General features: G+C 69.3%; 22 protein-coding genes and 1 pseudogene. 12 read left to right on the top strand and 11 right to left on the bottom strand.

Annotated elements, in window-relative coordinates; all coding sequences use genetic code 11:
* Positions 1 to 2: 2 nt before the first annotated feature.
* Positions 3 to 1,595 (bottom strand): amino acid adenylation domain-containing protein, encoded by a 1,593-nt coding sequence (locus tag QFZ67_RS09820; protein WP_307660715.1) that lies wholly within the window; start codon positions 1,593 to 1,595, stop codon positions 3 to 5.
* A complete protein-coding gene (locus QFZ67_RS09825; RefSeq protein ID WP_307660716.1) occupies positions 1,592 to 3,550 on the bottom strand; it encodes a beta-ketoacyl synthase N-terminal-like domain-containing protein in 1,959 nt (652 codons plus the stop codon). The genes QFZ67_RS09820 and QFZ67_RS09825 overlap by 4 nt, the downstream gene beginning before the upstream one ends.
* Before the next feature lie 954 nt (positions 3,551 to 4,504).
* Between QFZ67_RS09825 and QFZ67_RS09830 the strand changes: the two genes are divergently transcribed.
* Complete coding sequence (locus tag QFZ67_RS09830; RefSeq protein ID WP_307660717.1) at positions 4,505 to 5,533, top strand: GAF domain-containing protein; 1,029 nt, start codon at positions 4,505 to 4,507, stop codon at positions 5,531 to 5,533.
* Between the two features lie 153 nt (positions 5,534 to 5,686).
* Positions 5,687 to 6,685, top strand: coding sequence for a TAXI family TRAP transporter solute-binding subunit (locus QFZ67_RS09835; protein WP_307660718.1), 999 nt, complete (start codon positions 5,687 to 5,689; stop codon positions 6,683 to 6,685).
* On the opposite strand, the gene QFZ67_RS09840 is transcribed toward QFZ67_RS09835, so the two are convergent.
* Positions 6,675 to 8,072, bottom strand: a complete 1,398-nt coding sequence (locus QFZ67_RS09840) for a HAMP domain-containing sensor histidine kinase (protein ID WP_307660719.1) — start codon at positions 8,070 to 8,072, stop codon at positions 6,675 to 6,677. The genes QFZ67_RS09835 and QFZ67_RS09840 overlap by 11 nt on opposite strands.
* Positions 8,073 to 8,087: 15 nt before the next feature.
* Positions 8,088 to 8,795, bottom strand: coding sequence for a response regulator transcription factor (locus tag QFZ67_RS09845; RefSeq protein ID WP_307660720.1), 708 nt, complete (start codon positions 8,793 to 8,795; stop codon positions 8,088 to 8,090).
* 264 nt (positions 8,796 to 9,059) lie between these two features.
* Between QFZ67_RS09845 and QFZ67_RS09850 the strand changes: the two genes are divergently transcribed.
* From QFZ67_RS09850 to QFZ67_RS09880, 8 genes are all read left to right on the top strand, one after another.
* Complete coding sequence (locus QFZ67_RS09850; protein WP_307660721.1) at positions 9,060 to 9,845, top strand: amino acid ABC transporter ATP-binding protein; 786 nt, start codon at positions 9,060 to 9,062, stop codon at positions 9,843 to 9,845.
* Positions 9,846 to 9,902: 57 nt separating this feature from the next.
* Positions 9,903 to 10,742 (top strand): glutamate ABC transporter substrate-binding protein, encoded by an 840-nt coding sequence (locus tag QFZ67_RS09855; RefSeq protein ID WP_307660722.1) that lies wholly within the window; start codon positions 9,903 to 9,905, stop codon positions 10,740 to 10,742.
* A gap of 74 nt (positions 10,743 to 10,816) precedes the next feature.
* Positions 10,817 to 11,491, top strand: a complete 675-nt coding sequence (locus QFZ67_RS09860) for an amino acid ABC transporter permease (RefSeq protein WP_307660723.1) — start codon at positions 10,817 to 10,819, stop codon at positions 11,489 to 11,491.
* Positions 11,488 to 12,369 (top strand): amino acid ABC transporter permease, encoded by an 882-nt coding sequence (locus QFZ67_RS09865; protein WP_307660724.1) that lies wholly within the window; start codon positions 11,488 to 11,490, stop codon positions 12,367 to 12,369. Before QFZ67_RS09860 ends, QFZ67_RS09865 begins: the two co-directional genes overlap by 4 nt.
* Positions 12,370 to 12,538: 169 nt before the next feature.
* Positions 12,539 to 14,134 carry an FAD-dependent monooxygenase gene (locus tag QFZ67_RS09870; RefSeq protein ID WP_307660725.1) on the top strand — a complete coding sequence of 532 codons (1,596 nt, stop codon included), beginning with the start codon at positions 12,539 to 12,541 and terminating at the stop codon, positions 14,132 to 14,134.
* Positions 14,135 to 14,181: 47 nt separating this feature from the next.
* Positions 14,182 to 14,253 carry a putative leader peptide gene (locus QFZ67_RS39085; RefSeq protein WP_309544753.1) on the top strand — a complete coding sequence of 24 codons (72 nt, stop codon included), beginning with the start codon at positions 14,182 to 14,184 and terminating at the stop codon, positions 14,251 to 14,253.
* 120 nt (positions 14,254 to 14,373) lie between these two features.
* On the top strand, positions 14,374 to 14,889 hold the full coding sequence (locus QFZ67_RS09875) for a cysteine dioxygenase (protein ID WP_307665785.1): 516 nt from the start codon (positions 14,374 to 14,376) through the stop codon (positions 14,887 to 14,889).
* Positions 14,886 to 15,275 carry a rhodanese-like domain-containing protein gene (locus QFZ67_RS09880; RefSeq protein WP_307660726.1) on the top strand — a complete coding sequence of 130 codons (390 nt, stop codon included), beginning with the start codon at positions 14,886 to 14,888 and terminating at the stop codon, positions 15,273 to 15,275. Before QFZ67_RS09875 ends, QFZ67_RS09880 begins: the two co-directional genes overlap by 4 nt.
* A 126-nt stretch (positions 15,276 to 15,401) precedes the next feature.
* Here the strand turns inward: QFZ67_RS09880 and recX are convergent, their stop codons facing one another.
* Complete coding sequence (gene recX, locus QFZ67_RS09885) at positions 15,402 to 15,974, bottom strand: recombination regulator RecX (RefSeq protein WP_307660727.1); 573 nt, start codon at positions 15,972 to 15,974, stop codon at positions 15,402 to 15,404.
* A gap of 3 nt (positions 15,975 to 15,977) precedes the next feature.
* Positions 15,978 to 17,106: pseudogene (gene recA / locus QFZ67_RS09890) on the bottom strand (recombinase RecA).
* 282 nt (positions 17,107 to 17,388) lie between these two features.
* Between recA and QFZ67_RS09895 the strand changes: the two are divergent.
* Complete coding sequence (locus QFZ67_RS09895) at positions 17,389 to 17,745, top strand: DUF805 domain-containing protein (protein ID WP_307660729.1); 357 nt, start codon at positions 17,389 to 17,391, stop codon at positions 17,743 to 17,745.
* 135 nt (positions 17,746 to 17,880) lie between these two features.
* Here the strand turns inward: QFZ67_RS09895 and QFZ67_RS09900 are convergent, their stop codons facing one another.
* Both QFZ67_RS09900 and QFZ67_RS09905 read right to left on the bottom strand, forming a co-directional pair.
* The gene (locus QFZ67_RS09900; RefSeq protein WP_373429976.1) at positions 17,881 to 19,128 is read right to left on the bottom strand and encodes an AI-2E family transporter; all 1,248 of its coding nucleotides are present in this window, start codon (positions 19,126 to 19,128) and stop codon (positions 17,881 to 17,883) included.
* A gap of 24 nt (positions 19,129 to 19,152) precedes the next feature.
* The gene (locus QFZ67_RS09905; RefSeq protein WP_307660730.1) at positions 19,153 to 19,347 is read right to left on the bottom strand and encodes a DUF3046 domain-containing protein; all 195 of its coding nucleotides are present in this window, start codon (positions 19,345 to 19,347) and stop codon (positions 19,153 to 19,155) included.
* Positions 19,348 to 19,425: 78 nt separating this feature from the next.
* Here QFZ67_RS09905 and QFZ67_RS09910 point away from each other — a divergent pair, with 78 nt between their 5' ends.
* Complete coding sequence (locus QFZ67_RS09910) at positions 19,426 to 20,361, top strand: hypothetical protein (RefSeq protein ID WP_307660731.1); 936 nt, start codon at positions 19,426 to 19,428, stop codon at positions 20,359 to 20,361.
* 22 nt (positions 20,362 to 20,383) lie between these two features.
* Here the strand turns inward: QFZ67_RS09910 and QFZ67_RS09915 are convergent, their stop codons facing one another.
* Genes QFZ67_RS09915 through QFZ67_RS09925 form a run of 3 tightly spaced genes read right to left on the bottom strand, consistent with a single transcriptional unit; the run spans position 20,384 to position 22,387 of the window.
* Positions 20,384 to 20,692: an AzlD domain-containing protein gene (locus tag QFZ67_RS09915; protein ID WP_307660732.1), complete on the bottom strand. Its 309-nt coding sequence runs from the start codon at positions 20,690 to 20,692 to the stop codon at positions 20,384 to 20,386.
* Positions 20,689 to 21,516 carry an AzlC family ABC transporter permease gene (locus QFZ67_RS09920; RefSeq protein WP_307660733.1) on the bottom strand — a complete coding sequence of 276 codons (828 nt, stop codon included), beginning with the start codon at positions 21,514 to 21,516 and terminating at the stop codon, positions 20,689 to 20,691. The genes QFZ67_RS09915 and QFZ67_RS09920 overlap by 4 nt, the downstream gene beginning before the upstream one ends.
* 10 nt (positions 21,517 to 21,526) lie before the next feature.
* A complete protein-coding gene (locus QFZ67_RS09925; RefSeq protein ID WP_307660734.1) occupies positions 21,527 to 22,387 on the bottom strand; it encodes an AraC family transcriptional regulator in 861 nt (286 codons plus the stop codon).
* Positions 22,388 to 22,475: the final 88 nt, after the last annotated feature.

Below are 22,475 nucleotides of genomic sequence, written 5' to 3' on the forward strand. Positions count from 1 at the left end.
ATTCAGTGACGGCGCCCGAGTTCGGCGAGCAGGGCGTGCCGGTCGATCTTGCCATTCGGGTTGAGCGGCAGTTCGTCGAGGATGACGATCCGGCGCGGGAGCATGTACGGCGGCAGGCGGTCGCCCAGTGCGGAATACAGCTGCTGGGTGGCACACTCGGCGCCGCTGACCGCGGCCTCCAGTTCCGGCTCGCCGTCAGAAGCGTGCACAGCGAGGACGATCGCGTCGCGTACGCCGGGCTGCTCCCTGAGCATGGACTCGATCTCCCCGAGTTCGATCCGGTGCCCGCGGATCTTGACCTGGTGGTCGGTCCGTCCCAGGTGGACCAGGTGGCCGTCGTGCATGGTGGCCCGGTCTCCGGTGCGGTACCAGTGCTGATCGGTCAGCGGCGTGGCTTCGGTGTGGATTGGGGTCTCCGCTGCTCGAGCGGAGCCGAGAGCTTGGGGAAGGACGGCGACGCTGTCCTCGAAGGGCAGGAACCGGCCATCGTTGTTGGCCGGTTCCAGGTAGCCGGGGAACCGCTGCGGACCGCGGATGCAGAGCTCGCCGGTCTCGGCCGACCGGCCGTTCTCGTCCAGCAGGAGGAGATCCAATGTCGGGTAGCAAGTCCCGATCGGCAGCGTCCCGTTGGCTGTTCTCGGCCAGTCCGCCCGGCTGCGAGGCAGCCGGTAGGCGGTGCAGGAGATGGTGAGCTCGGTCGGGCCGTAGAGGACTTCCAGAGTGCTTCTCGGCGCGGCCGCCTGCCATTCCTGTGCCGCCGCCAGGGGCAGCGGCTCGCCGCCGAACACGCTCCAGCGCAGGGTGGGCATGCTGTTGGGCGCCAGCGTGCCCAGGCGTGAGGCGAAGGTGATCAGTGACGGCACCGAGAACCAGTGGGTGAGCCGCTGGTCATTGATCGTTTTCACCGGTGACAGGAGTTGGCTGCGCCTCGGCACCACGAGCGTGCCTCCGGATGCCCAGGCGACGAACAGGTCGTGCACCGAGCCGTCGAAGGTGAGGTCGAAGGTCTGTGAGAGTCGGCTGCCCGGCCCGACGTCGTACCGGGACGCCACATGGCCGAGGTAGGCGGAGAGGTTGCGGTGCAAGATCGGCACTCCCTTGGGGGTGCCGGTCGACCCGGACGTGAAGATGATGTACGCGACATCGTCCGGGTTCGCTTCCGGGTGGGGCAGTTCGGGGGGCGGCTCGGTTGTCAGGGCCTCGAGCTCCTTGGGGCCCGCCACGAGCAGCGGGATCCCGAGGTCGGCGCCGGCTTCGGGGGTGTCTGCCAGGGCCAGCTCCAGACCTGCCTCCTTGGCAATGTGGGCGGTGCGGGCGGGCGGGTGCTCCGGGTTGAGGGGCACGATGGCCGCGCCAGTCCGCAGGATGGCGAGGTAGCCGGCGTACGCGGTCACCGAGCGGCTTGCCAGCAGCCCCACACGCCGGGGCGTCTCGCCGCCGTTGGCTGCGACCAGCCGGGCCGCGAGCCGCTCCGCCAGGTCGCGCAGTTCGCCGTAGGTCAGTCGCTCCTCGCCCACTTCCAGGGCGGTGCAGTCCTGGCCGAAGGTGTCGGCGGAGCGGGCGAACCACGCGTACGCGGTCTGCGGATTGCTCATGACGCGTGTGCCTCCAGTGCGTGGACCCACTCACGCAGCGCGCCCACCGTGCGCAGCCGGCCGAAGTCCTCGGGGTCGACGTCACGGCCGGACTTCTTGGACAGCTGCACGATGAGCCGCAGCTTCGCCAGCGAGTCGATCCCGATCGCGTCGAGCGTGGAGCCGTCGTCGAAGGGGGTGCGCGCGTGCTCGCGCAGCACCCAGGCAGCCAGGTCGCCGCTGTCCTCGTCCCGGTCCTCGCCGGGCCAGTAGCGCTTCGTCTGCCAGGGATAGCCGGGCAACGGCACGAAGCGGCCATGCTCCCCGAACACCTCGTCCCAGGCCACCGTCTCACCCTTGCTGTAGCGGTCCGCGGCCGCGGCCAGTACCGCGGGAGTCGCGCCTGATGCCGGTGTTCCTCCGGTCCCGCTGAGCGCGGCTGCCATCTCCTGGTGGGAGGACCCGATGACCGCCAGGCGCTGTTCGTGATGCTGACGGCGGGTGGCCGCGCTGTAGCAGATGTCGCGAAGGGAAAGCGTGGCGCCTTGCCCGTCGGGACCGAGGTAGGCGGTGTAGGAACGGGCCAGGGCGTCCAGGGCTGCGGAGGTGCGGGCGGAGAGCACCAGTACGTACGGCGTGCCGCTCGCCGCTGCCGTGGCGTCGGCCGGGCGGGTGTCGCCCTGTCGGATCACCACATGCGCGTTGAGGGACGAGGAGCCCTGCCCGGAGATGCCGGCGATGGCCGGCCGGTCGCGGTCGGGCAGGTCAAAGAGCTTCCCCGGTACCACCAGCGGCAGCTCGTCCCAGGCAATCCGGGGATGCGGGGTGTTGAGATGGAGGCTGGGCGGAATCTGGCCGTGTTCCAGGCACAGCACGGTTTTGATCAGTCCGGCCATGCCGCCGGCGGCCTCCGCGTGGCCGATGTTCGTCTTTATCGAGCCGACGAGCAGCGGTCTGTCCGATGGCCGGCCCTCACCCAGGACCTCGCCCAGTGCGCTGATCTCCAGGTAGTCGAGTGTGGGTGAGCCGACCCCGTGCGCCTCTACGTAGTCCACATCGGCCGGGGCCACCCCGGCATCCTCGTACGCCCACCGGAGCGCCTCGACCTGCCCGGTCATCGACGGGTTCAGCAGCGAGTCGCTCGTGCGGCCGTCGTTGCTGACGGCGCTGCCTTGGATGACGGCTCGTATTCGGTCGCCGTCGGCCAGGGCGTCGGCGAGACGCTTGAGGACGACGACGCCCACTCCGTCGCTCGGCGCGTGGCCGTCAGCGCTCGCGTCGCCGAACTTGCTCCGGCCGTCGGCAGCCAGGGCCCCGGCCTGCGTCATCATGACGCCCTCATCCGGCCGGAGCTTGAGGTTCACACCCGCGGCCAGCGCGAGGGGGCTCTCGCGTGCGCGCAGGCTCTGCACGGCACTGTGGACGGCCACCAGCGAGGACGAGCAGGCCGTGTCAACCACAACGCTGGGGCCGCGGAAGTCGAAGACGTAGGACAGGCGGGCCGGCAGCAGCGAGCGGAAGTTGTTGAACTGCGAGGGCGTCACTGCTTCCAGGCCCTCGCGGAACTGGATCTCCAGGTAGTCCGAGCGGGCGTTGCCGACGAAGACCCCGGTCCGGCTGCCGGCCAGCTCGTCGGGTCGCTGGCCCGCGTCTTCCAGGGCTTCCCAGGCCGTCATCAGCAGCAGCCGTTGCTGCGGATCGAGTTCCACCGCCTCCGTGGAGGACATATCGAAGAACTCCGCGTCGAACTCCGCCACTCCGTCCACGTAACCCGCGCGACGGCTGCCGATCGTCCCTGGTCCCGGCTGTGGGGAGTACAGGGCGTCCACGTCGTAGCGTTCAGGCGGTGTCTCGCTTGTGACGTCCACACCGTCTCGGAGCAATTCCCACAGCTCATCGGTCCCTGATGCGCCGGGGAGCCGGCAGGCCATGCCGATCACTGCCACCGACCGTGCGTCCACGTCCGACCTGTTCATCAGAACACTCCTTCGATGCTTTCCCGATGTCCGTGTGCGATGGTGCAGTTCACGTTGCTCCATGCTCCATGGCTCTCCCGAGAGCGTCGGCCGCGGGCCTCTCTGAGCTGTCTGCCACACGCCATACCGCTGAAAGCTCCGGGGATCGGGGCGGATGAGAACGGGTCGCTGGGTGATACGAACCCTGACGTCGTCGTGCAGGGCTCGTTACTTGAGTGGGCACGTCGCCTGTCGTGGTGCCTCACCGACTGGCACAGGCGCCGCCCGCGGGCGGCGAAGTCCGCGCCCAGCAGCACGGAACTTGAGGCGCCGTCCATAACTCAGTCGATGGGTGGTGGCGGCGGATGCGGCACCGTGCTCCTGCGGGCAGCGCCGAGGTGCAAATGGCATGCGGCGCGACCGCGAGGGCGCCGGCTCCGGATCGCGGCCTCAACCCCGCAATGGCGGATCTTGGCGTGACATCGTGCAGAGCACCATGGCCGACAGGGCTCTGCTGTCGACGCCTGCGGCAGTATGCCCACAGCCCGAACTGCACTTGACCCACGGCGCTGTACCCCTCCCCGAAGTCACTCGGCACAACTCCATTCCATCCACGGGCCTCGACGGGAGAGCGCCCACCACCTGCACTCCTGCGCCGGACCCCCGAACCTGGGTTCGCAGTCCGGTACCGCGTAAGAGCGCACACTCCATCGCCGCAAACAAGCCTGCCCACCGCACGATTGTCATATGCACAACCGTTTCTGCTCGTGCCGGCATCAAGGATTGGCGGGAAGTGATCGCCTGAGGTTGAAACCTTGCCCAGTCTGGACAGGATTCAGGGTTGGGCATCTGCAGGCACCCGCCAGGACCGGGGGCGGCCACGCGGGCGCCGAGGCGATGTCGGTGTGACAAGTGATACAGAAATGATCCCAGTGCGGCAATCCTCGGCTCCCGGATCTGCTTTCATCTGGAAACATGGATCCCCTGACATCTGATCAGACCCGGCTCGCGGGCGAGCAGCGGAGGCTTCGACTGCAGGTTCTCGGCCTCAACAGCGTTGAGGCCGAAGCCACGTTCGACCGTGTCGCGCGGCTTGCGGCCAGCTTCACTCAGGCACCCCTGGCCATGGTCAACTTCATCAACGACGAGCGACAGATGTTCCGCGGCATGTACGTCCCGCCCACCTCGCCCGACGACAAGGCGAACACCGATGGCCGCGGCATCGTCTTCGACCTCAGCGACATCGCCCGCGAGGCGCCAAGTGACTACGGCTTCTGCCCCCATGTGGTGGCCCAGGGGTCCCAGCTGGCCCTGGACGATGTCTTCGACTACCCGCGGTTCAGAGGCAACCCATTGGTCAACGACATGGGCGTGCGCTCCTACCTCGGTACCCCGCTCCGGGACAACACCGGCATGATCCTCGGCACCGTGTGCGTGGCCGACATGGTGGCCCGTACCTGGGATCGCAAGCTCAAGGAGGGCATGCAAGAACTCACCGAGACCCTGCTGTCGGACTTCAAGTTGCGTGACAGCCTGCTCGCCCAGCAGCAGGAGCTGTTCGCCGTCTTCGACGGCGCCCCCTTCCCCATCATGCTCACCGAGGGACCGAACCACCTGCTGCGCTACGCCAACGGCAAGCAGGGCGCGGCCTTCGGCATGGTCCCGCAGTTCAGCCCCGGGCGGCAGGTCCTGACCGGGCTCGAAGCCATCGGTGTCTTCAACGCGATGGACGAGGCCTTCCACACCGGTCAGACCACCACGCTTCCCCGGGCGTCGATCAGCACGTACGACTCCCCCTCACCCCAGGACTTCAGCTTCCTCTGCACTCCGGTGCGGACGTCACCCAACGCACCGGTCAGCGGAGTTCTGACGGTGGCCATGAACGCCAGTCAGCAGTTTTATCCCGGCAATGAGCAGCGGGTATTCGCGGCCAATGTCCAGGAGCGGTTCGAGCAGCTGGGCTCAAGCGGCTTCCGGGGGACGATCCCGGGCCAACGAGGATAGAACACCCAAAACATGTGGTAACGCCTCACCGTCGACCGTGGTTCCCGGCCGCACCACGCGGCCGGGAACCAACGACGCCACCCAGAAGCGTCTGCGCCCCTTCCACGCGGCAGGGCCTGGCCATTACGGCCGGTGAGCTGGCAGGATCGCGCCATGCCCTCGGCCCTGTCCCGCATCAGCCGCCGCCGCGCCCTCCAGGGCTCGGCGGTCGCACTGGCGCTGTTCGGGCTGCTGATGTGGTGGCTGCTGCCGATCGGGAATTCCTCGCCGAGCGGCGCCCTGACCTTCAGCACGGGATCACAGAACGGCGTCTATCAGCGGTACGGCGTGCTGCTGAAGGGGGCGCTCGCCCGCGATCTGCCGGATGTGACGATCGACCTGAAGACCAGCGAGGGCTCGCAGCAGAATCTCGCGCGGGTGGCGGCCGGCGAGGCAGACTTCACCATCGCCACGGCCGACGCGGTCGCCAAGTACATACGGGAAAAAAAGCCCGGAGCCGACCGGCTGCGCGGTTGCGCACGGCTGTATGACGACTATGTCCAGCTGGTCGTCCCCAGGGGTTCCCCGGTGCTGTCGGTGCGTGATCTGCGAGGCAAGCGGGTGGGCATCGGGCAGGAGGGTTCCGGTGTACGGCTGACTGCCGACCGGCTGCTGAAGGCCGCGGGGCTCGACCCGAAGCGGGACATCAAACCGCTCGCCGCCGGGATCGACACTGTGCCGGGGCGGCTGGAGGCACGCGAGCTGGACGCGTTCTTCTGGTCGGGCGGCCTGCCCACTTCGGCCGTCGAGGAGCTGTCCGAGCGCTTCCAGATCCGGCTGGTGCCGCTGGAGGCCGACCTCATCGACAAGCTGCACGCCCCCGGCGAGGCGACCAGCTACTACCGCTCCGCCGTGATGCCCGCCGACGCCTACCGGGAGGCGCAGAACGGGGAGCCCGTGCCGACGGTGGCGGTGGCGAATCTGCTGGTCACGACCGACCGGATGGACCCGGCGATGACCGAGGGCTTCACCCGCACGGTGATCAAGAGCAGGGACCGGATCGGCAACACGGTGCACCCGGCGCAGCTGGTGGATCTGCGCACCGCTGTCTACACGGACCCGCTGCCGCTGCACGAAGGGGCAAGGCGCTACTACCGCTCGGTCAAGCCGTAGGGGACGTACGCGGGACGGTGACGGTCACCCGCAGACCCTTCGGTTTTTGGTGGGCGTATGCGATCGAGCCACCGCCCGCCGCCAGCAGGGCGCGCGAGATGGACAGGCCGAGGCCCGAGCCCTTGACGTTCTGGTGGCGGCCGCTGCGCCAGAAGCGGTCGCCGATACGAGCCAGTTCCTCATCGGTCAGGCCCGGGCCGCCGTCGGTGATCACGATGGTGGAGCTCTCGCCGTTCGAGGCGACCGAGACGGTGACCTCCTCGCCCCGGGGTGTGAACTTCAGGGCGTTGTCGATCACCGCGTCGAGGGCGCTGGAGAGCGCGACCGGGTCGGCCCACGCGGTGACCGCGGCCCTGTGCTCGGTCAGCCGGACGCCCTTGTCATCCGCGAGTGGACGCCAGGCGGCGACGCGCTCGGCCGCCAGTGCGCCGATGTCGGTGAGCTGGAGGTCGGCGGCGGCATGCTCGGCCAGAGCCAGGTCCAGCAGGTCGTCGAGGACCTGGGCGAGGCGCTTGCCCTCGGTGCGGACCGAGGCGATCTCCTCGTTCCCCTCGGGGAGTTCGAGTGCGAGGAGCTCGATACGCAGCAGCAGTGCCGCGAGCGGGTTGCGCAGCTGGTGGGAGGCGTCGGCGACGAACGCCCGCTGCTGTTCCAGTACTTCTTCGACGTTGTCCGCCATCTCGTTGAACGAGCGAGCCAGGCGTCTGAGTTCCGGCGGGCCGCCGGCCGCCGCGACGCGCGAGTTCATCTGCCCGGTGGCGATGTCATGGGTGGCCGCGTCCAGAATCCGTACGGGCCGCAGCACCCAGCCCGTGAGGCGGAAGGCGGCGCCGACGGCCACCAGCATCGCCGCGCACTCGCCTGCCGCTATCAGCAGCCAGTTCCGCAGTACGCGTGAGCGCAGCTGGCTGGTGGGCGAGTCGGTGAACACGACGGCGACGACGTCCCCGTCCCGTACGACGGGTGAGGCGACGACCAGCCGGCCGCCGTGCTGCCACGGCCAGACCTGCGGCGGGTCCTGGCTGCGCCGCCCGGTCAGCGCCTCCTTGAACGCCTCGCGGCCCTCGCCGCTCTGCGGCACCGTCCAGCTCTCGGGGGCGCGCGCCATGGCGTCACCGTCGCGGTAGAAGACGCCGGCCCTGATGCCGTAAGTGTCGTGGTAGCGGTCGAGCTGCTCCTGAAGCATGGAGCGCCGCTTGTCGAGGCTCAAGCCCGAGCGCTCGGTGACGAACTGCGCGAGCGCCGCGAAGCGCACCGTGTCGTCGATCCGGTCGACGACGACCTGCTGCTGCTGCGCGGCGGCGACGCTCACGGCCAGGGGGAAGCCGAGCGCGAGCAGCACGCCCGCCATGAGGACGATGAGCAGCGGGAGAAGTCGGGTACGCACCGGGGTCTACGGGCCTTACGCGTCGGCGGGAGCGACGAGCCGGTAGCCGACGCCGCGCACGGTCTCGATCAGGGCGGGCATCCGCAGCTTGGAGCGCAGCGACGCCACATGCACCTCGAGGGTGCGGCCGGTCCCTTCCCAACTGGTGCGCCACACCTCGCTGATGATCTGCTCCCGGCGGAAGACGACTCCCGGCCGCTGCGCGAGCAGCGCCAGCAGGTCGAATTCCTTGCGGGTCAGCTGGACCGCGGCACCGTCGACGCTGACGCGCCGGGTGGGCAGCTCGATGATGACCTTGCCGAGCCGCAGCGCGTGCTCGGACGCGGGCCCGGCGGCGTCGTCAGCACCGGCGTTGCGCCGGCTCACGGCGTGGATGCGGGCCAGCAACTCCCCGGTGTCGTACGGCTTGACGACATAGTCGTCGGCCCCGAGGTTGAGCCCGTGTATCCGGGAGCGTACGTCGGCCCGCGCGGTCACCATGATCACGGGTGTCGTTGTGAGCTTCCGGATCTTGCCGCACACCTGGTAGCCGTCCTGGTCGGGCAGCCCCAGATCGAGAAGTACGACCCCGAAGGGCGGCTTCTCGGGATGCGTGGCGGGCAGCACTGCCTTCAGCGCCTCTTCGCCGTTGCGGGCGTGCACCACCTCGAAGCCGTGCTTGGCGAGCACCGCGGACAGGGCGGCGGCGACATGGTTGTCGTCCTCGACGAGCAGCAGTCTCATAGCCCCCCTTCGGTCGTGCGGTCGTATGGCATACCTCGTGCGATGTACCAGGGCATCAAGGCGGATCCCCGCCCCGACAGTCAAGTGCCTACCCGTTACATGCCTGTTTCCGTTACCCACCCGGTACGCCGATCACCACCCTGTTCACGCATAGTGTCCGGTTGCGGCCGGATCGTTATGCTCAATTTCCCCTCAGATGTAATGACGCTGGTCGCAGCGCGTGACTAAGGTCCTCCCAACCGAGGAGGACGGAGCAAGAAGCCGATGAGCGGAGTTTCAGTGACCAAGGGCGCCGAGGACGCTGTGCCCACCGGGGGCGACCTGGTCGTGCTGAGCAACGTCAACAAGCACTTCGGCGCGCTGCATGTGCTCCAGGACATCGACCTGACCATCGCCCGTGGCGAGGTCGTGGTCGTCATCGGGCCCTCCGGGTCCGGAAAGTCCACGCTGTGCCGCACCATCAACCGCCTGGAGACGATCGACTCCGGCGCGATCTCGATCGACGGGAAGGCGCTGCCCCAGGAGGGCAGGGAGCTGGCCCGGCTGCGCGCCGACGTGGGCATGGTCTTCCAGTCCTTCAACCTCTTCGCACATAAGACTGTGCTGGAGAACGTGATGCTGGGCCAGGTCAAGGTCCGCAAGGCCGACAAGAAGGCCGCCGAGCAGAAGGCGCGCACGCTGCTCGACCGGGTCGGCGTCGGCTCGCAGGCCGAGAAGTACCCGGCGCAGCTCTCCGGCGGCCAGCAGCAGCGCGTCGCGATCGCGCGAGCGTTGGCGATGGACCCCAAGGTCATGCTCTTCGACGAGCCCACATCGGCGCTCGACCCCGAGATGATCAACGAGGTTCTCGAGGTCATGCAGCAGTTGGCGCGCGACGGGATGACGATGGTTGTAGTCACCCACGAGATGGGCTTTGCCCGCTCCGCCGCGAACCGCGTCGTCTTCATGGCGGACGGCAAGATCGTCGAGGAGGCCACGCCGGACGAGTTCTTCAGCAATCCGCGCAGCGATCGTGCTAAGGACTTCCTTTCGAAGATCCTGCACCACTGACGACCGGCGATCCCCACCACTGACGACCGGCGAGTTACGACACAAGGGATGTTCATCATGAAGCTGCACAAGGCAAGCGCCGCGGCCGCCGCGGCCCTCGTCCTCTCCCTGACCGCGACCGCTTGTGGTGGCGACAGCGACTCGGGCGGCGGCGACGGCGACGGCGGCAAGAAGATCACCGTCGGCATCAAGTACGACCAGCCCGGCCTCGGCCTGAAGACCCCGGACGGCAAGTTCACGGGCTTCGACGTCGACGTCGCCACGTACGTGGCGAAGGAGCTCGGCTACGACGCCAAGGACATCACCTTCAAGCAGGCGCCCAGCGCCGAGCGCGAGAACCTGATCAAGAACGGTGACGTCAAGTTCGTCGTCGCCAGCTACTCGATCAACGACAAGCGCAAGGCGGAGGTCGACTTCGCCGGACCGTACTTCCTGGCCCACCAGGACCTGCTGGTCCGCGCGGACGACAACTCCATCACCAAGGCCACCGACCTCAACTCCAAGAAGCTGTGCTCGGTCACCGGCTCCACCTCGGCACAGAACGTCAAGGAGAAGCTTGCGCCCAAGGCCGACCTGCTGCAGCAGGGCGGCTACTCGGAGTGCCTGACCGGCCTGGAGAACAAGTCCGTCGACGCGCTCACCACTGATAACTCCATCCTGGCCGGCTACGCGGCGCAGAAGGAGCACCAGGGCAAGTTCAAGCTGGTGGGCCTCAGCCTGAGCGACGAGAACTACGGCATCGGCCTGAAGAAGGGCGACAAGGATCTTCAGACGAAGATCAACGCGGCGCTCAAGAAGATGGTCGACGACGGGTCCTGGGACAAGTTCGTGAAGGCGAACTTCGGCCCGGCGAACTACAAGAACGAGCCTGCCCCGAAGATCACTGAAGGCAGCTGAGTCAGCGGTGGCGCGCTGTCGGCCGACGCCGGCGGCGCGCCCCACCAGCCAACCTGGGGAGAGCGCGGGGCAACGTGTTCGATTTTCTTGAGTCCGGGCAGTACGACCTGCTCGGCGCCTTCTGGGTGACAGTTCAGCTCACCCTCTACTCGGCCGTGGGTTCCCTGATCTGGGGCACGATCCTGGCCGGTATGCGGGTCAGCCCGGTTCCGCTGATGCGGGCCTTCGGCACCGTATACATCAACTGCGTCCGTAACACACCGCTGACCGTGATCATCGTCTCCTGCTCGCTGGTCCTGAACCAGACACTGGGCTTCGCACTCGGCGGCGACAACTTCAAGGACATCGGCTTCCGGCTGGCCGTCCTCGGTTTCATCGCCTACACCGGCACGTTCGTCTGCGAGGCCATCCGGTCCGGGATCAACACCGTGCCCGTCGGCCAGGCGGAGGCGGCCCGCGCACTGGGGCTGAGCTTCTTCCAGGTGCTGACCCTCATCGTGCTCCCGCAGGCGTTCCGCTCGGTCGTCGCACCGCTGGCGAACGTACTGATCGCGCTCACGAAGAACACCACGGTGGCCGCATCGATCGGTGTCGCCGAGGCTGCGCTGCTGATGAAGGAAATGCTCGAGAACGAGGCCGACGCGCTCTTCGCCGTCTTCGCGGTCATCGCCTTCGGATTCATCGTTCTTACCCTCCCGACCGGCCTGATCCTGGGCTGGGTGGCCAAGCGTGTGGCGGTGAAACGATGACCTCCGTTCTCTACGACGCACCCGGCCCCCACGCCAAGCGGCGGAACGTCCTCTTCACGATCGTGTTCCTGGCCGTTCTCGGGCTCGCCATCTGGTGGGCGCTGTCGGTCATGGCCGACAAGGGCCAACTGGCGGCGGACAAGTGGGATCCTTTCGTCACGAACTCCGAGATGTGGTCGACTTATCTGCTGCCCGGTCTCTGGGTGACCGTGAAGGCGGCGGCGTTCGCCATCGTGATCGCGCTGCCGCTCGGTGCGATCCTCGGCATCGGCCGGCTTTCGGACCACCGGTGGATCCGTGTTCCGGTGGGTGCCGTGGTCGAGTTCTTCCGCGCCATCCCGGTGCTGATCCTGATGTTCTTCGCCAACGCGATGTTCGTGCAGTTCGCGGACATCGAGTCGGAGATCCGGCCGATGTACGCGGTGGTGACCGGCCTGGTGCTCTACAACGCCTCGGTCATCGCCGAGATCGTGCGGGCCGGCATCCTCTCGCTGCCGTCCGGCCAGACGGACGCCGCCAAGGCGATCGGCATGCGCAAGGGCCAGACCATGTCGTACGTGCTGCTGCCGCAGGCGGTCACGGCGATGCTGCCGGCTCTCGTCAGCCAGATCGTGGTGATCGTCAAGGACACCGCGCTCGGCGGCGCCCTGCTCGGCCTCGTCGACCTGATGTCGCAGAGCCGCACGATCCCGGCGAACTACGGCGCGAACACCATCGCCACCCTCACTGTGATCGCGCTGATCTACATCGCGCTCAACTTCCTGCTCACCAGCGCCGCGAGCTGGCTGGAGGGCCGGGCGCGCCGGACGAAGAAGGGCACCGGAGCCGTGCTGCACGGGGAAGACGTCGAAGCCAGACTTGACGGCGGAGGCGTGTAACACCGGCAGGTAGTACTGGAGGGGCGGCCGCAGCAATGCGGCCGCCCCTCGCCGCATTCCTCCGTCACTTGACGCCAGCACCCGCAGTGGGTTGCATACGTTCTGTGATCGCGCACCGGGCTCCAACCACACGTTTCCGCATGACCCTTCGGGCCCCAGGAGTCACGCCGTGGACCCGGTGATCATCGTGGGCGCGGGGCCTGTCGGGCTCGCGCTCTCGCTGGCCCTTGCGCAACAAGGCGTCCCCTCGGTCGTGCTCGACGAAGGCGCGGGCAACGACGAGCAGCGGCCCGCCCGTACGGTCGTGCTGCGGCCCGACACCGCAGCCATGGTGGAACGGCTCGGCTGCGCAACTGGCCGTGACGAAGGTTCCCGCTGGACCGGCTGGCGCTCGATGCGGCGCCGGCAGGACGTCCGGCAGCTCGTCCTCGGCGACGACCGCGCACCCGCGCCGCTGCACATCCCCCAGCACGCCCTCGCGCGCGGACTGCGGGACGCCGTCGCCGCGCAGCAGCTGGTCCGGATCGTCACCGAGAGTCGCGTCGACTCGCTGGAGCAGGACGCGACCGGGATCAGCGTGCACGCCCGGGGGCCCGGAGCGACCTGGTGGCGCGGCAGTCATCTGGTCGGCTGCGACGGGGCCAGGTCGACGGTCCGCAAGCTCCTCGGCATTCGCTTCCCGGGCCGTACGGCGGTGGAGCAGCATGCCGTCGCGGCCCTGCGCACCGAACTCCCCTGGCCCGACGAGGCGTTGCTGCACCGCCAGCCGCCCTGGCGCACAGGCGGCGACGAGGTCACCGCCCGGCCGCTGCCGGACGACGTCTGGCGGCTCGACTGGCTGCTGCCCTCCCGCGGCGAACTGGTCACCCCCGACGCCCTGGTGGCGCGCGTACGGGACACCCTGGCCGGCTGGTGCGGCCAGACGCCTCCGTATGAGCTCCTCGACACCGGCGTTTACACACTGCACCACCGGCTCGCGCGGCGCTGGCGTGTGGACCGGGCCTTCCTCGCGGGCGACGCCGCGCATCTGCTCGGGGCGCTCGGCACGCAGGGGCTCGACGAAGGGCTGCGGGACGCCGACAACCTCGCGTGGAAGCTGGCGCACAGCTGGCACCACGGCGTGTCCGAGCCGCTGCTCGACAGCTATCAGGCGGAGCGGCGGGCGGCCGTCGCCTCGCGGCTGCGCGCCGCCGACCAGTCGCTGCCGATACTGCGTGGCGGCAGCGGGCTGCGTACGTATCTTCCGGGTGCCGCGCGCGGGCACGACACTCTGCTGACCGACGGCCATCTGGGGCACGGCCCACTGGGCGCGCCCCCCGTTTATACGCACTCCCCCCTCGCACCCGAATACGCCCCTTCGCAGACCTTCGTGGGCACGGAGGCGGGCGCTCCGGTCGCGGATGTACGGGTGACCGCGCCGGACGGCACCAGCGCGCGGCTTCGGGACCGGCTGGGGCGGGGGCGGCTGCTGGTGATGCTGGTCGCGCCGGGTACGGGGGTGTGGGACCGGCGGCACTGGGTGAGCGCGGGCGTGATGCCGCGGCTGGCCGCGGCGGTCTCCGCGCTGCCGGTGCGGGCGGAGCTGCTGGTGACGGAGAGCTACCCGGGCGCTTCGGCGCACACAGTGCTGCTGGTGCGGCCGGACGGGCACCTGGTCGCCTCGTTCGCAGGGGTGCGACCTGCGGAGCTGTACTCGGCGGCGGACGCGGCGCGCGGCGGTGCCCCGTCAGCGGCGCGCAGTGACCGTACTGCGGACATCAATTGACCCTCGAGGGCCCACATGGTGTACTCCGGAGCGTGACCGACACCGATGTGCGCCTGTGGCGGAGGGTCCATATGGACCTCGTCCGCTACGCGGGCTGCGTGTGTCGCCCGTCCTGCTGAATTCGCCTTCTCCTCGCGCTGTGGCCTGATGGGCCCGCGCGCCCCCAGCGAACTTCCAGGACGGTTTCCGTGTCCCAGCCTGTCTCCACCTCGGTCACTGCTGCCTCTGCGCGTACTGAAGTGTCGGCGCGTACGGAAGCGTCGGCGCCGACCGCCGCCGAGCTGCTCGACTTCGTGCGGCGCTCCGCCGCCGACAAGGACCTCATCGGCTCGATCCCGCTCGATCCCGAGGGCCGTACGTGGGTACGGCTCGAAGGGCCCGGCGGCAGTGAGGCTTGGCTGATCGCCTGGCCGCCGGGCACGGGCACCGGCTGGCACGACCACGCCGAGTCGTTCGGCGCGTTCGCCACGGCCGCGGGCGAGTTGAAGGAGTACTCCCTCGCCGTGCGGCTCCCCGCGAGCGGCTGGAAGACCCTGGAGCTGAGCGAAGGGGTCGACCGCGAGCGGGAGTTGGGGGCCGGCCAGGGCCGGGCCTTCGGGAAGCACCATGTGCACGAGGTGTTGAACGAGTCGGCCACCGGGCATGCCGTCTCGGTCCATGCGTACTACCCGCCGCTGCCGCTGATCCGGCGCTTCAGCCGGTCGGGCGCGGTGCTCCGTCTTGAGCAGGTCGAGCGTCCGGAGGACTGGCAGTGAGCGGGGGACAGGTGGGGATCGACGAGCTCCTGGAGCGGGTACGGGAGGACCTGGACCGGGTCGAGCCGAAGGAGGCCTTCGAGGCGGCCGGGGCCGGCGCGCTGCTGGTGGACATCCGGTACGCGGCGCTGCGCGAGCGGGACGGTCTGATTCCGGGTGCGCTGGTCGTGGAACGCAACGAGCTGGAGTGGCGGCTGGACCCCCGGGGAAGCCACCGCGCACCGGAGGCGGTCAGCCACGATCTGCGGGTCGTGGTGATCTGCAACGAGGGCTACGCGTCGTCGCTGGCGGCAGTGTCCCTACGGCAGTTGGGCCTGCACCGCGCGACGGACCTCGTGGGGGGCTTCCAGGCCTGGAAGGCGGCGGGACTGCCGGTGGAACGGTAGTCCGCGGCGCGGTCCTTGAGCGGTGCGCGGCGCGGGCGGCCTGGGCCGGGCGGCGGCTGTGTCCAGCAGCCGGGCGACCCCGCACCACGGGCTCGGGCGCGGGCTAACCGCAGGCCCTGGCCCGGGCTAGAAGCCACCGCCCTCGTCCAAGTCCTCCGTGTCCTCGCCCTCTTCCTCGAGCGCGCGCTTGACCACCCTGAGGGCCAGGCCCTCGGGGTAGCCCTTCCTGGCGAGCATGCCCGCCAGACGACGCAGACGCCGGTCGCGGTCCAGGCCGCGGGTCGAGCGGAGTTTGCGTGCGACCAGCTCGCGGGCGGTCTCCTCCTCCTGCTCGGAGTCGAGCTGTCCGACCGCCTCGTCGATCAGCGCGGAGTCCACGCCCTTCGTACGCAGTTCCCGCGCGAGCGCCCGCCGGGCGAGGCCCCGGCCGTGGTGCCGGGACTCCACCCAAGCGTCCGCGAAGGCCGCGTCGTTGATCAGCCCCACGTCCTCGAAGCGGGAGAGGACCTCCTCGGCCACCTCCGAGGGGATCTCACGCTTATGCAGCGCGTCCGCGAGCTGCTTGCGGGTGCGCGGGGTCCCGGTGAGCAGCCGCAGGCAGATCGCCCGCGCCCGCTCGGCCGGATCCTGGGGCGACAGCTCCTTCTCGGCCCTCGACGAGTCGGCGCTGTCGCCCGGCCATTCGGTTCGCCGGGCCATTTGCTAGCCCTTGGCCGCCGCCGTCTTGGCCGCCTTGGCCTTGGACGGGGGCGCTGACTTCGCCGCGTCCTCGGCCGGAGCCGCCGCACCGGCGCCGGCGGCATCCGCGCCCGGCTCGGCCGCCAGGGCCTCCGGCCTCACGCCGACGCCCAGCTTCTCCAGGATCTTCTTCTCGATCTCATTGGCGAGATCGGGGTTGTCCTTCAGGAAGTTGCGGGCGTTCTCCTTGCCCTGGCCCAGCTGGTCGCCCTCGTACGTGTACCAGGCGCCCGCCTTGCGGACGAAGCCGTGCTCCACGCCCATATCGATCAGACCGCCCTCGCGGCTGATGCCCTGGCCGTAGAGGATGTCGAACTCGGCCTGCTTGAAGGGCGGCGCGACCTTGTTCTTCACGACCTTGACACGGGTGCGGTTGCCGACCGCGTCGGTGCCGTCCTTGAGGGTCTCGATGCGGCGGATGTCGAGCCGCACAGAGGCGTAGAACTTCAGCGCGCGGCCACCGGTCGTCGTCTCCGGCGAGCCGAACATCACGCCGATCTTCTCTCGGAGCTGGTTGATGAAGATCGCGGTGGTCTTCGACTGGTTCAGCGCACTGGTGATCTTCCGGAGCGCCTGGCTCATCAGCCGCGCCTGCAGACCGACGTGCGAGTCGCCCATCTCGCCCTCGATCTCCGCGCGCGGCACGAGGGCCGCGACGGAGTCGATGACGATCAGGTCGAGCGCGCCGGAGCGGACGAGCATGTCGACGATCTCGAGTGCCTGCTCGCCGTTGTCCGGCTGGGAAAGGATCAGGTTGTCGATGTCGACGCCGAGCTTCTTCGCGTACTCGGGGTCAAGGGCGTGTTCGGCGTCGATGAAGGCCACCGAGCCGCCGAGCTTCTGGGCGTTGGCCACGGCGTGCAGTGTGAGGGTCGTCTTACCGGAGGACTCCGGGCCGTACACCTCCACCACACGGCCGGCGCGGAAGGCCGCCGACGCCGAGCGCGACGTCGAGCGCGGTCGACCCGGTGGGGATGACCTCGATGGGCTCGTTCGGCCGCTCGCCCAGGCGCATCACCGCGCCCTTGCCAAATTGCCGTTCAATCTGTGCGAGCGCGGCGTCGAGCGCCTTCTCGCGGTCGGTTCCTGCCATGGGTTCCACCCGATTTGCTTGTGTCGATCGCTTCACGTCAAAGACGCTAACCCCTGCCACTGACAATGGGCCCCGACGTCCATCCAGCCTGTGGATAACTCCCGGAAACCGAGGCCGGAATCCCATGAGAATGGATGTTCGATTTTAGTGTCAAGCGCACCGCGCAGCCCGGCCCCGGCCGTCCCTAGGTCACGGTTTGACCCGCACACTTCAAGCCACATAGGTTCTGCTCGGCCTGGTCCATGAGGACGGGCCCAAATCGCGATCCTTTGGGGGGACGCAGTGCACTGGTATGTGGACGTACTCAAGAAATATGCGGTATTCAGCGGGCGGGCACGCCGCCAGGAGTACTGGATGTTCGTCCTGTTCAGCGTGATCATCAGCATCGTGCTGTCGATCATCGACAATGTTGCCGGCACGAGCCCCATCCTTGGGGCGATCTACAGCCTCGTCGTGCTCCTGCCCAGCCTCGGTGTCGCCGTTCGTCGGCTGCACGACACCGACCGGTCGGGCTGGTGGCTGCTCATCGCGCTGGTCCCGCTCGTGGGCGCGATCATCCTGCTGGTGTTCCTGGCCAGTGACGGCAAGCCGCACGAGAACAGCCACGGCCCGAACCCCAAGCTGGTTCCGGCCCACTGACGCTCGTGCGTCGGCCGACGGGAACCGCTCCCTCGACGACCGACGAGCAAGCCGAGTTCTGAGCGCTGTAGTTGGCGAAGCCCGTCAACTACAGCGCTCCGTCACAACCGGGTGCCGGAACTCCACCCCGCCAGCTCAGGCGCCGTCCCCCGGGGGCGGCGCCTGGTCCCGCTTCGCACGGAGCACACCGCGCAGCCGCGCGAGGGCCTTGCCCCCGTGGCGCAGCCGGTGGCCGTGGACGCGCGGGTCGTCGGTCACGGCGTACCGCTTCACATACGCGCCGAGGAACGCCTGGAGCGTGGCGATCGCCGGGATCGCGATCAGCGCACCGACCGGCCCCAGCAGCGCCGTGCCCGCGACGACCGAGCCGAAGGCCACCGCGGGGTGAATGTGGACCGTCTTGGACGTGAGCTTGGGCTGCAGCACATAGTTCTCGAACTGCTGGTAGACCACGACGAATCCGAGCACCCACAGCGCGTACCAGGGATTGACGGTGAAGGCGATCAACATCGGCAGCGCGCCCGCCAGATACGTGCCGATGGTCGGGATGAACTGCGAGACCAGACCGACCCAGACAGCGAGCGCCGGAGCGTACGGCACGCCCAGGATCTCCAGCAGGATGTAGTGCGCGCCGCCGGAGATCAGCGCCATCAGGCCGCGCGAGTAGAGATAGCCGCCCGTCTTGTCGACGGCGATCTCCCAGGCACGCAGCACCTCGGCCTGCTTGGCCGGCGGCAGTACGGAGCAGAGCGCGCGGCGCAGCCGGGGCCCGTCGGCGGCGAAGTAGAACGAGAACAGGAAGATCGTCAGCAGCTTGAACAGTCCGCCGAGCACGGTTGCGGAGATGTCCAGGACGCCGCTCGCGCTGTTCTGGACGTACTTCCGCAGCCAGTCCGAGCGCAGCACGCTGTCCTGGACCTCGACCCGTGAGAGGTCGGTGTGGAAGGTGCTGTTGATCCAGCGGATCACCGAGTCGAGGTACTTGGGGAAGTCCTCGACCATGTCGACGATCTGGCCCGCCAGCATCGAGCCGAGTAGGACGACGAAGCCGACGCCAACGGCGATCACGGCGAAGAAGACGATGAAGGTGGCAAGGCCGCGGCGCATGCCACGGGCCGCCATCCTGCCCACCGCAGGCTCGATCGCCAGCGCCAGGAAGAAGGCGATCAGGATATTGATCAGCAGGCCGATGAGCTGGTGGAAGGCCCAGCTGCCGAGCTGGAAGCAGGCGTACAGGGCCAGCCCGAGCACCATGGCGCGCGGCAACCAGCGAGGCATGCGGGCCGGACTGTGGGATCCGCCCGCCGGTGCGGGAGGCGGCGCGTTCGGCGGGGTCACGTCCTGAGCGGGCGTGTCCCGCTCGGTCTTGTCAGTCTCGGCCACGAGATCCAGTGTCACCCACCGGTCTCACTGCTTGTCGGCCGGGACGCCCACCGCGGCGCAGACCCCGCGCCATACGTCCTTCGCCTCCCAGCCGGCGGCCAGCGCCTCATGCACCGTACGGCCCCCGAGCTCGGCCATCACATGGTCGCGCGCGAAGGAATCGGCGTAGGCCTGACCGAAGTGGTCCGCCATCCGCTCCCAGAAAATCGTCAACCGCATGACGTCAGTATCCCGCCCCTGGGGGTGCAGCCTGTCCCTCCGGCTTGCCGAAAGCCCTTTCCGCCCTACGGTCGGAACATGGCTGGAACTGGAGCAACCCCCTCGCCCTCGCTCGCGTCACCCCTCGCCCGCGCCGAGCAGTTCATCTGGCTGACTGCCCGGGTTCTGGAGCAGCGGCGGTTCGAGTACCACTTCCTGGGCGGCGGCTCGGAAACCGTCGAGACCGCCCTGGCCGCGTACCTCAATGAGGACGGCGGCTACGGCCACGCCCTCGAACCCGATCTGCGAGGCCCGGTCAGCCAGCCGCTGCACACCGCGCACGCCCTGCGCATCCTCGACTCCATCGGCCGCTGCGGCGGCCTGCGCGTGGAGCGGATGTGCCGCTACCTCACCGAGGTGTCGACGCACGACGGAGCGCTGCCCGCGATCCACCCCTCCCAGCGCGGCTATCCGGCCGCGCCGTTCATCCCGATCGTCGACGACCCTCCCAGCGAGCTGCTCGCGACGGGCCCGGTGGTCGGGCTGCTGCACCGTAATCAGGTGTGGCACGCCTGGCTGTTCAGGGCCACGGACTTCTGCTGGGCTGCCGTCGCAGGGCTTGAGAAGTCCCATCCGTACGAGATCGAGGCCGCGGTCGCCTTCCTGGACGGGGCTCCGGACCGCTCGCGCGCCGAGGCCGCTGCGGACCGGCTCGGCCGGCTGGTGCGCGAGCAGGGCATGGCGGTCCTCGACCCGGACCGGCTCGAGGAGTACCCGCTCGCCCCCGGCTATGCGGCGGGCGAGCGCCACTTCCCGTACGACTACGCCCGTACGCCCCAGTCGCTCGCCCGCCGCTGGTTCACCGACGAGGAGATGGCGCGCTCGCTGGAGCATCTCGCGAGCGAGCAGCGCGAGGACGGCGGCTGGCCGGTCAACTGGCGGCAGTGGGCACCCGGCACGGCCCTGGAGGCGCGGCCGATCGTGACCATCGAGGCGCTGCGGACGCTACGAGCACACGGCCGCGCGATCGCCTGACCCGCCCGGTCTGTCCCCCGGCTCAGCCGCCGAGCGCGCGCACGCCCGCGGTGACTGCCACCGCGGCCCCGACGACCACCAGGAAGGGGGCGCGCAGCACCAGCGCGAGCGCCGCGGCCGCAAGTCCTGCCGCCCGTGCGTCGAGGACGAGGGAGCTGTCGGTGCTGAACGTCTGTTGCGCGGTGAGCGCGGCCAGCAGGGCGACGGGAAGGAGCGCGGCGAGCCGCTGGACGAGGGGGCGTTCAAGGGCGTCGGCCGGTACCAGCAGGCCGGCCAGCTTGACGAGGTAGCAGCCGACGGCGGTCGCTGCGATCGCGATCCAGATGCTCAACGGTCCTCACCCTTCGTACGGTTGGCCTTCGTACGGTCTGCCTTCGTACGGTCTGCATTGCTGCAGCGGGCTATCGAGCGTCCCTTGAACCACAGGACGGCGGGCGCGGCGAGCGCGGCCACCAGCACCGGCACCCCGGCGGGCAGCACCGGCAGGAACGCGAGACCCAGCACCACGGCGAGCCCGGCGACTGCTCGCTCGGTCGTCGTACGCAGCATCGGCGCGAGGAGCGCGAGGAAGACGGCCGGGCCCGCGGCGTCCAGACCCCACGCGTCGGTGTCGCCGAGGGCCTCGGCGCCCAGCACCCCGCCGAGCGTGGTCAGGTTCCACAGGACGTAGAGCGTCAGCCCGGTGACGGTGAAGCCGAGGCGCGCGGCGCGCCGCGTGGGCTGGGCGAGGGCGACGGCCGTGGTCTCGTCGATGACCCAGTGCGCGGCGAGGGGGCGTACGAAGCGCGGCAGGGCGAGAAGCTGCGACAGCCGCAGACCGTAGAAGGCGTTGCGTACGCCGAGGAAGAAGGCGCCGGCCGCGGCGGCGAGCGGGTTGCCGCCGGCCGCGAGCGCGCCGACCAGCGCGAACTGCGAGGCACCGGTGAAGACCAGCAGGCTGAGCGCGCAGGTCTGCAGGAGGCTGAGGCCTGCGCCGGCGGACGTCACGCCGAAGGCGAATCCGGACAGGCCGACGGCGATGCCGACGCCGAGAGCGTCGCGCACGACCGCTGAATCCGGCTTGGGCACCCGCTCAGCGGCGGCTGTGCCTGTCCCTGCGGACGTCCCTGCGGGAGTCTTCGGGCGAGACTCTGGATGAGCTGTCTGTTCTGCCACGCCTTCGACGCTACGCGGGGCGCTCACCGGCGGTCTTGTACGTTCTTGCGCGCTCCCTGCGGTACGCGCCGGGCGGGACGCCGACGATCCGCGTGAAGTGCCGGTTCAGATGCGGCTGGTCCGTGAAACCGACGGCGACGGCCGCATCGGCGGGCGCGGTCCCGGCGTCCAGAAGGTGGCGCGCCCGCCGCACGCGCGCATCGGTGAGCCAGGTGTGCGGCGGCATCCCGTACACCGCTTTGAAGGCGCGCAGCAGCGCGAAGGGGCTCGTGCCGAGCTCCTGCGCAAGCCCCTCCAGGGAGGGCGGCTCGGCCATCCGCTCCTCGAGGAGCTGCTTGGCGAGGGCGGCCGTGCGGGCGCCTGAGGCCTGGGGCGTACGCGAGGGGAGGGCGCTGCCGTAACGGCCCAGCATCCGGGCGACGGCGATCCGCAGCAGGCTGTCGGCGGCGAGCGCGTTGCCTTCCTCCGCGGCCCGGTGCACGCCGCGTATCAGCAGGGCGGTCTGCGGGTCCTCGACGATCGTCTCGGCGAATCCCGGGGTGCCGCGCAGGCTGGTGACCGCTCCCCCGATCTCCGAGACGAGCTCCACGGAGGGGTAGAGCGTCGAGTACGTCCAGCCTTCAGGAACGCCGGCCCGGGCGGAGTGCGGCACCTCCGGGTTGATCATGACAACCGTGCCGGGGCCCGCCCGGACAAGGCCCTCCGGCAGGCTCACGTCCTCGATCCCGCCGGTGACCGCGCCGAAGGTGAAGCCCTCGTGGCTGTGGCGGGGGAAGGTGTGCCGGACATAGCGGGCGCGCAGCAGATCGAGGCCCGGCAGCTCCTCGTACTGCCAGTGCCTCGCCCACTCGCGCTCCGTCAGCCGTCCCATCCGGCCATTGTCCCCCGGTGGCCTCGCCGCTGACCTGCGCGTCCATGACCTGGACAGCTGATTGTCAGTGGTGCGGTGCACGATGGGG

The organism is Streptomyces sp. V1I1 (assembly GCF_030817355.1).
Classification (GTDB): Bacteria; Actinomycetota; Actinomycetes; order Streptomycetales; family Streptomycetaceae; genus Streptomyces.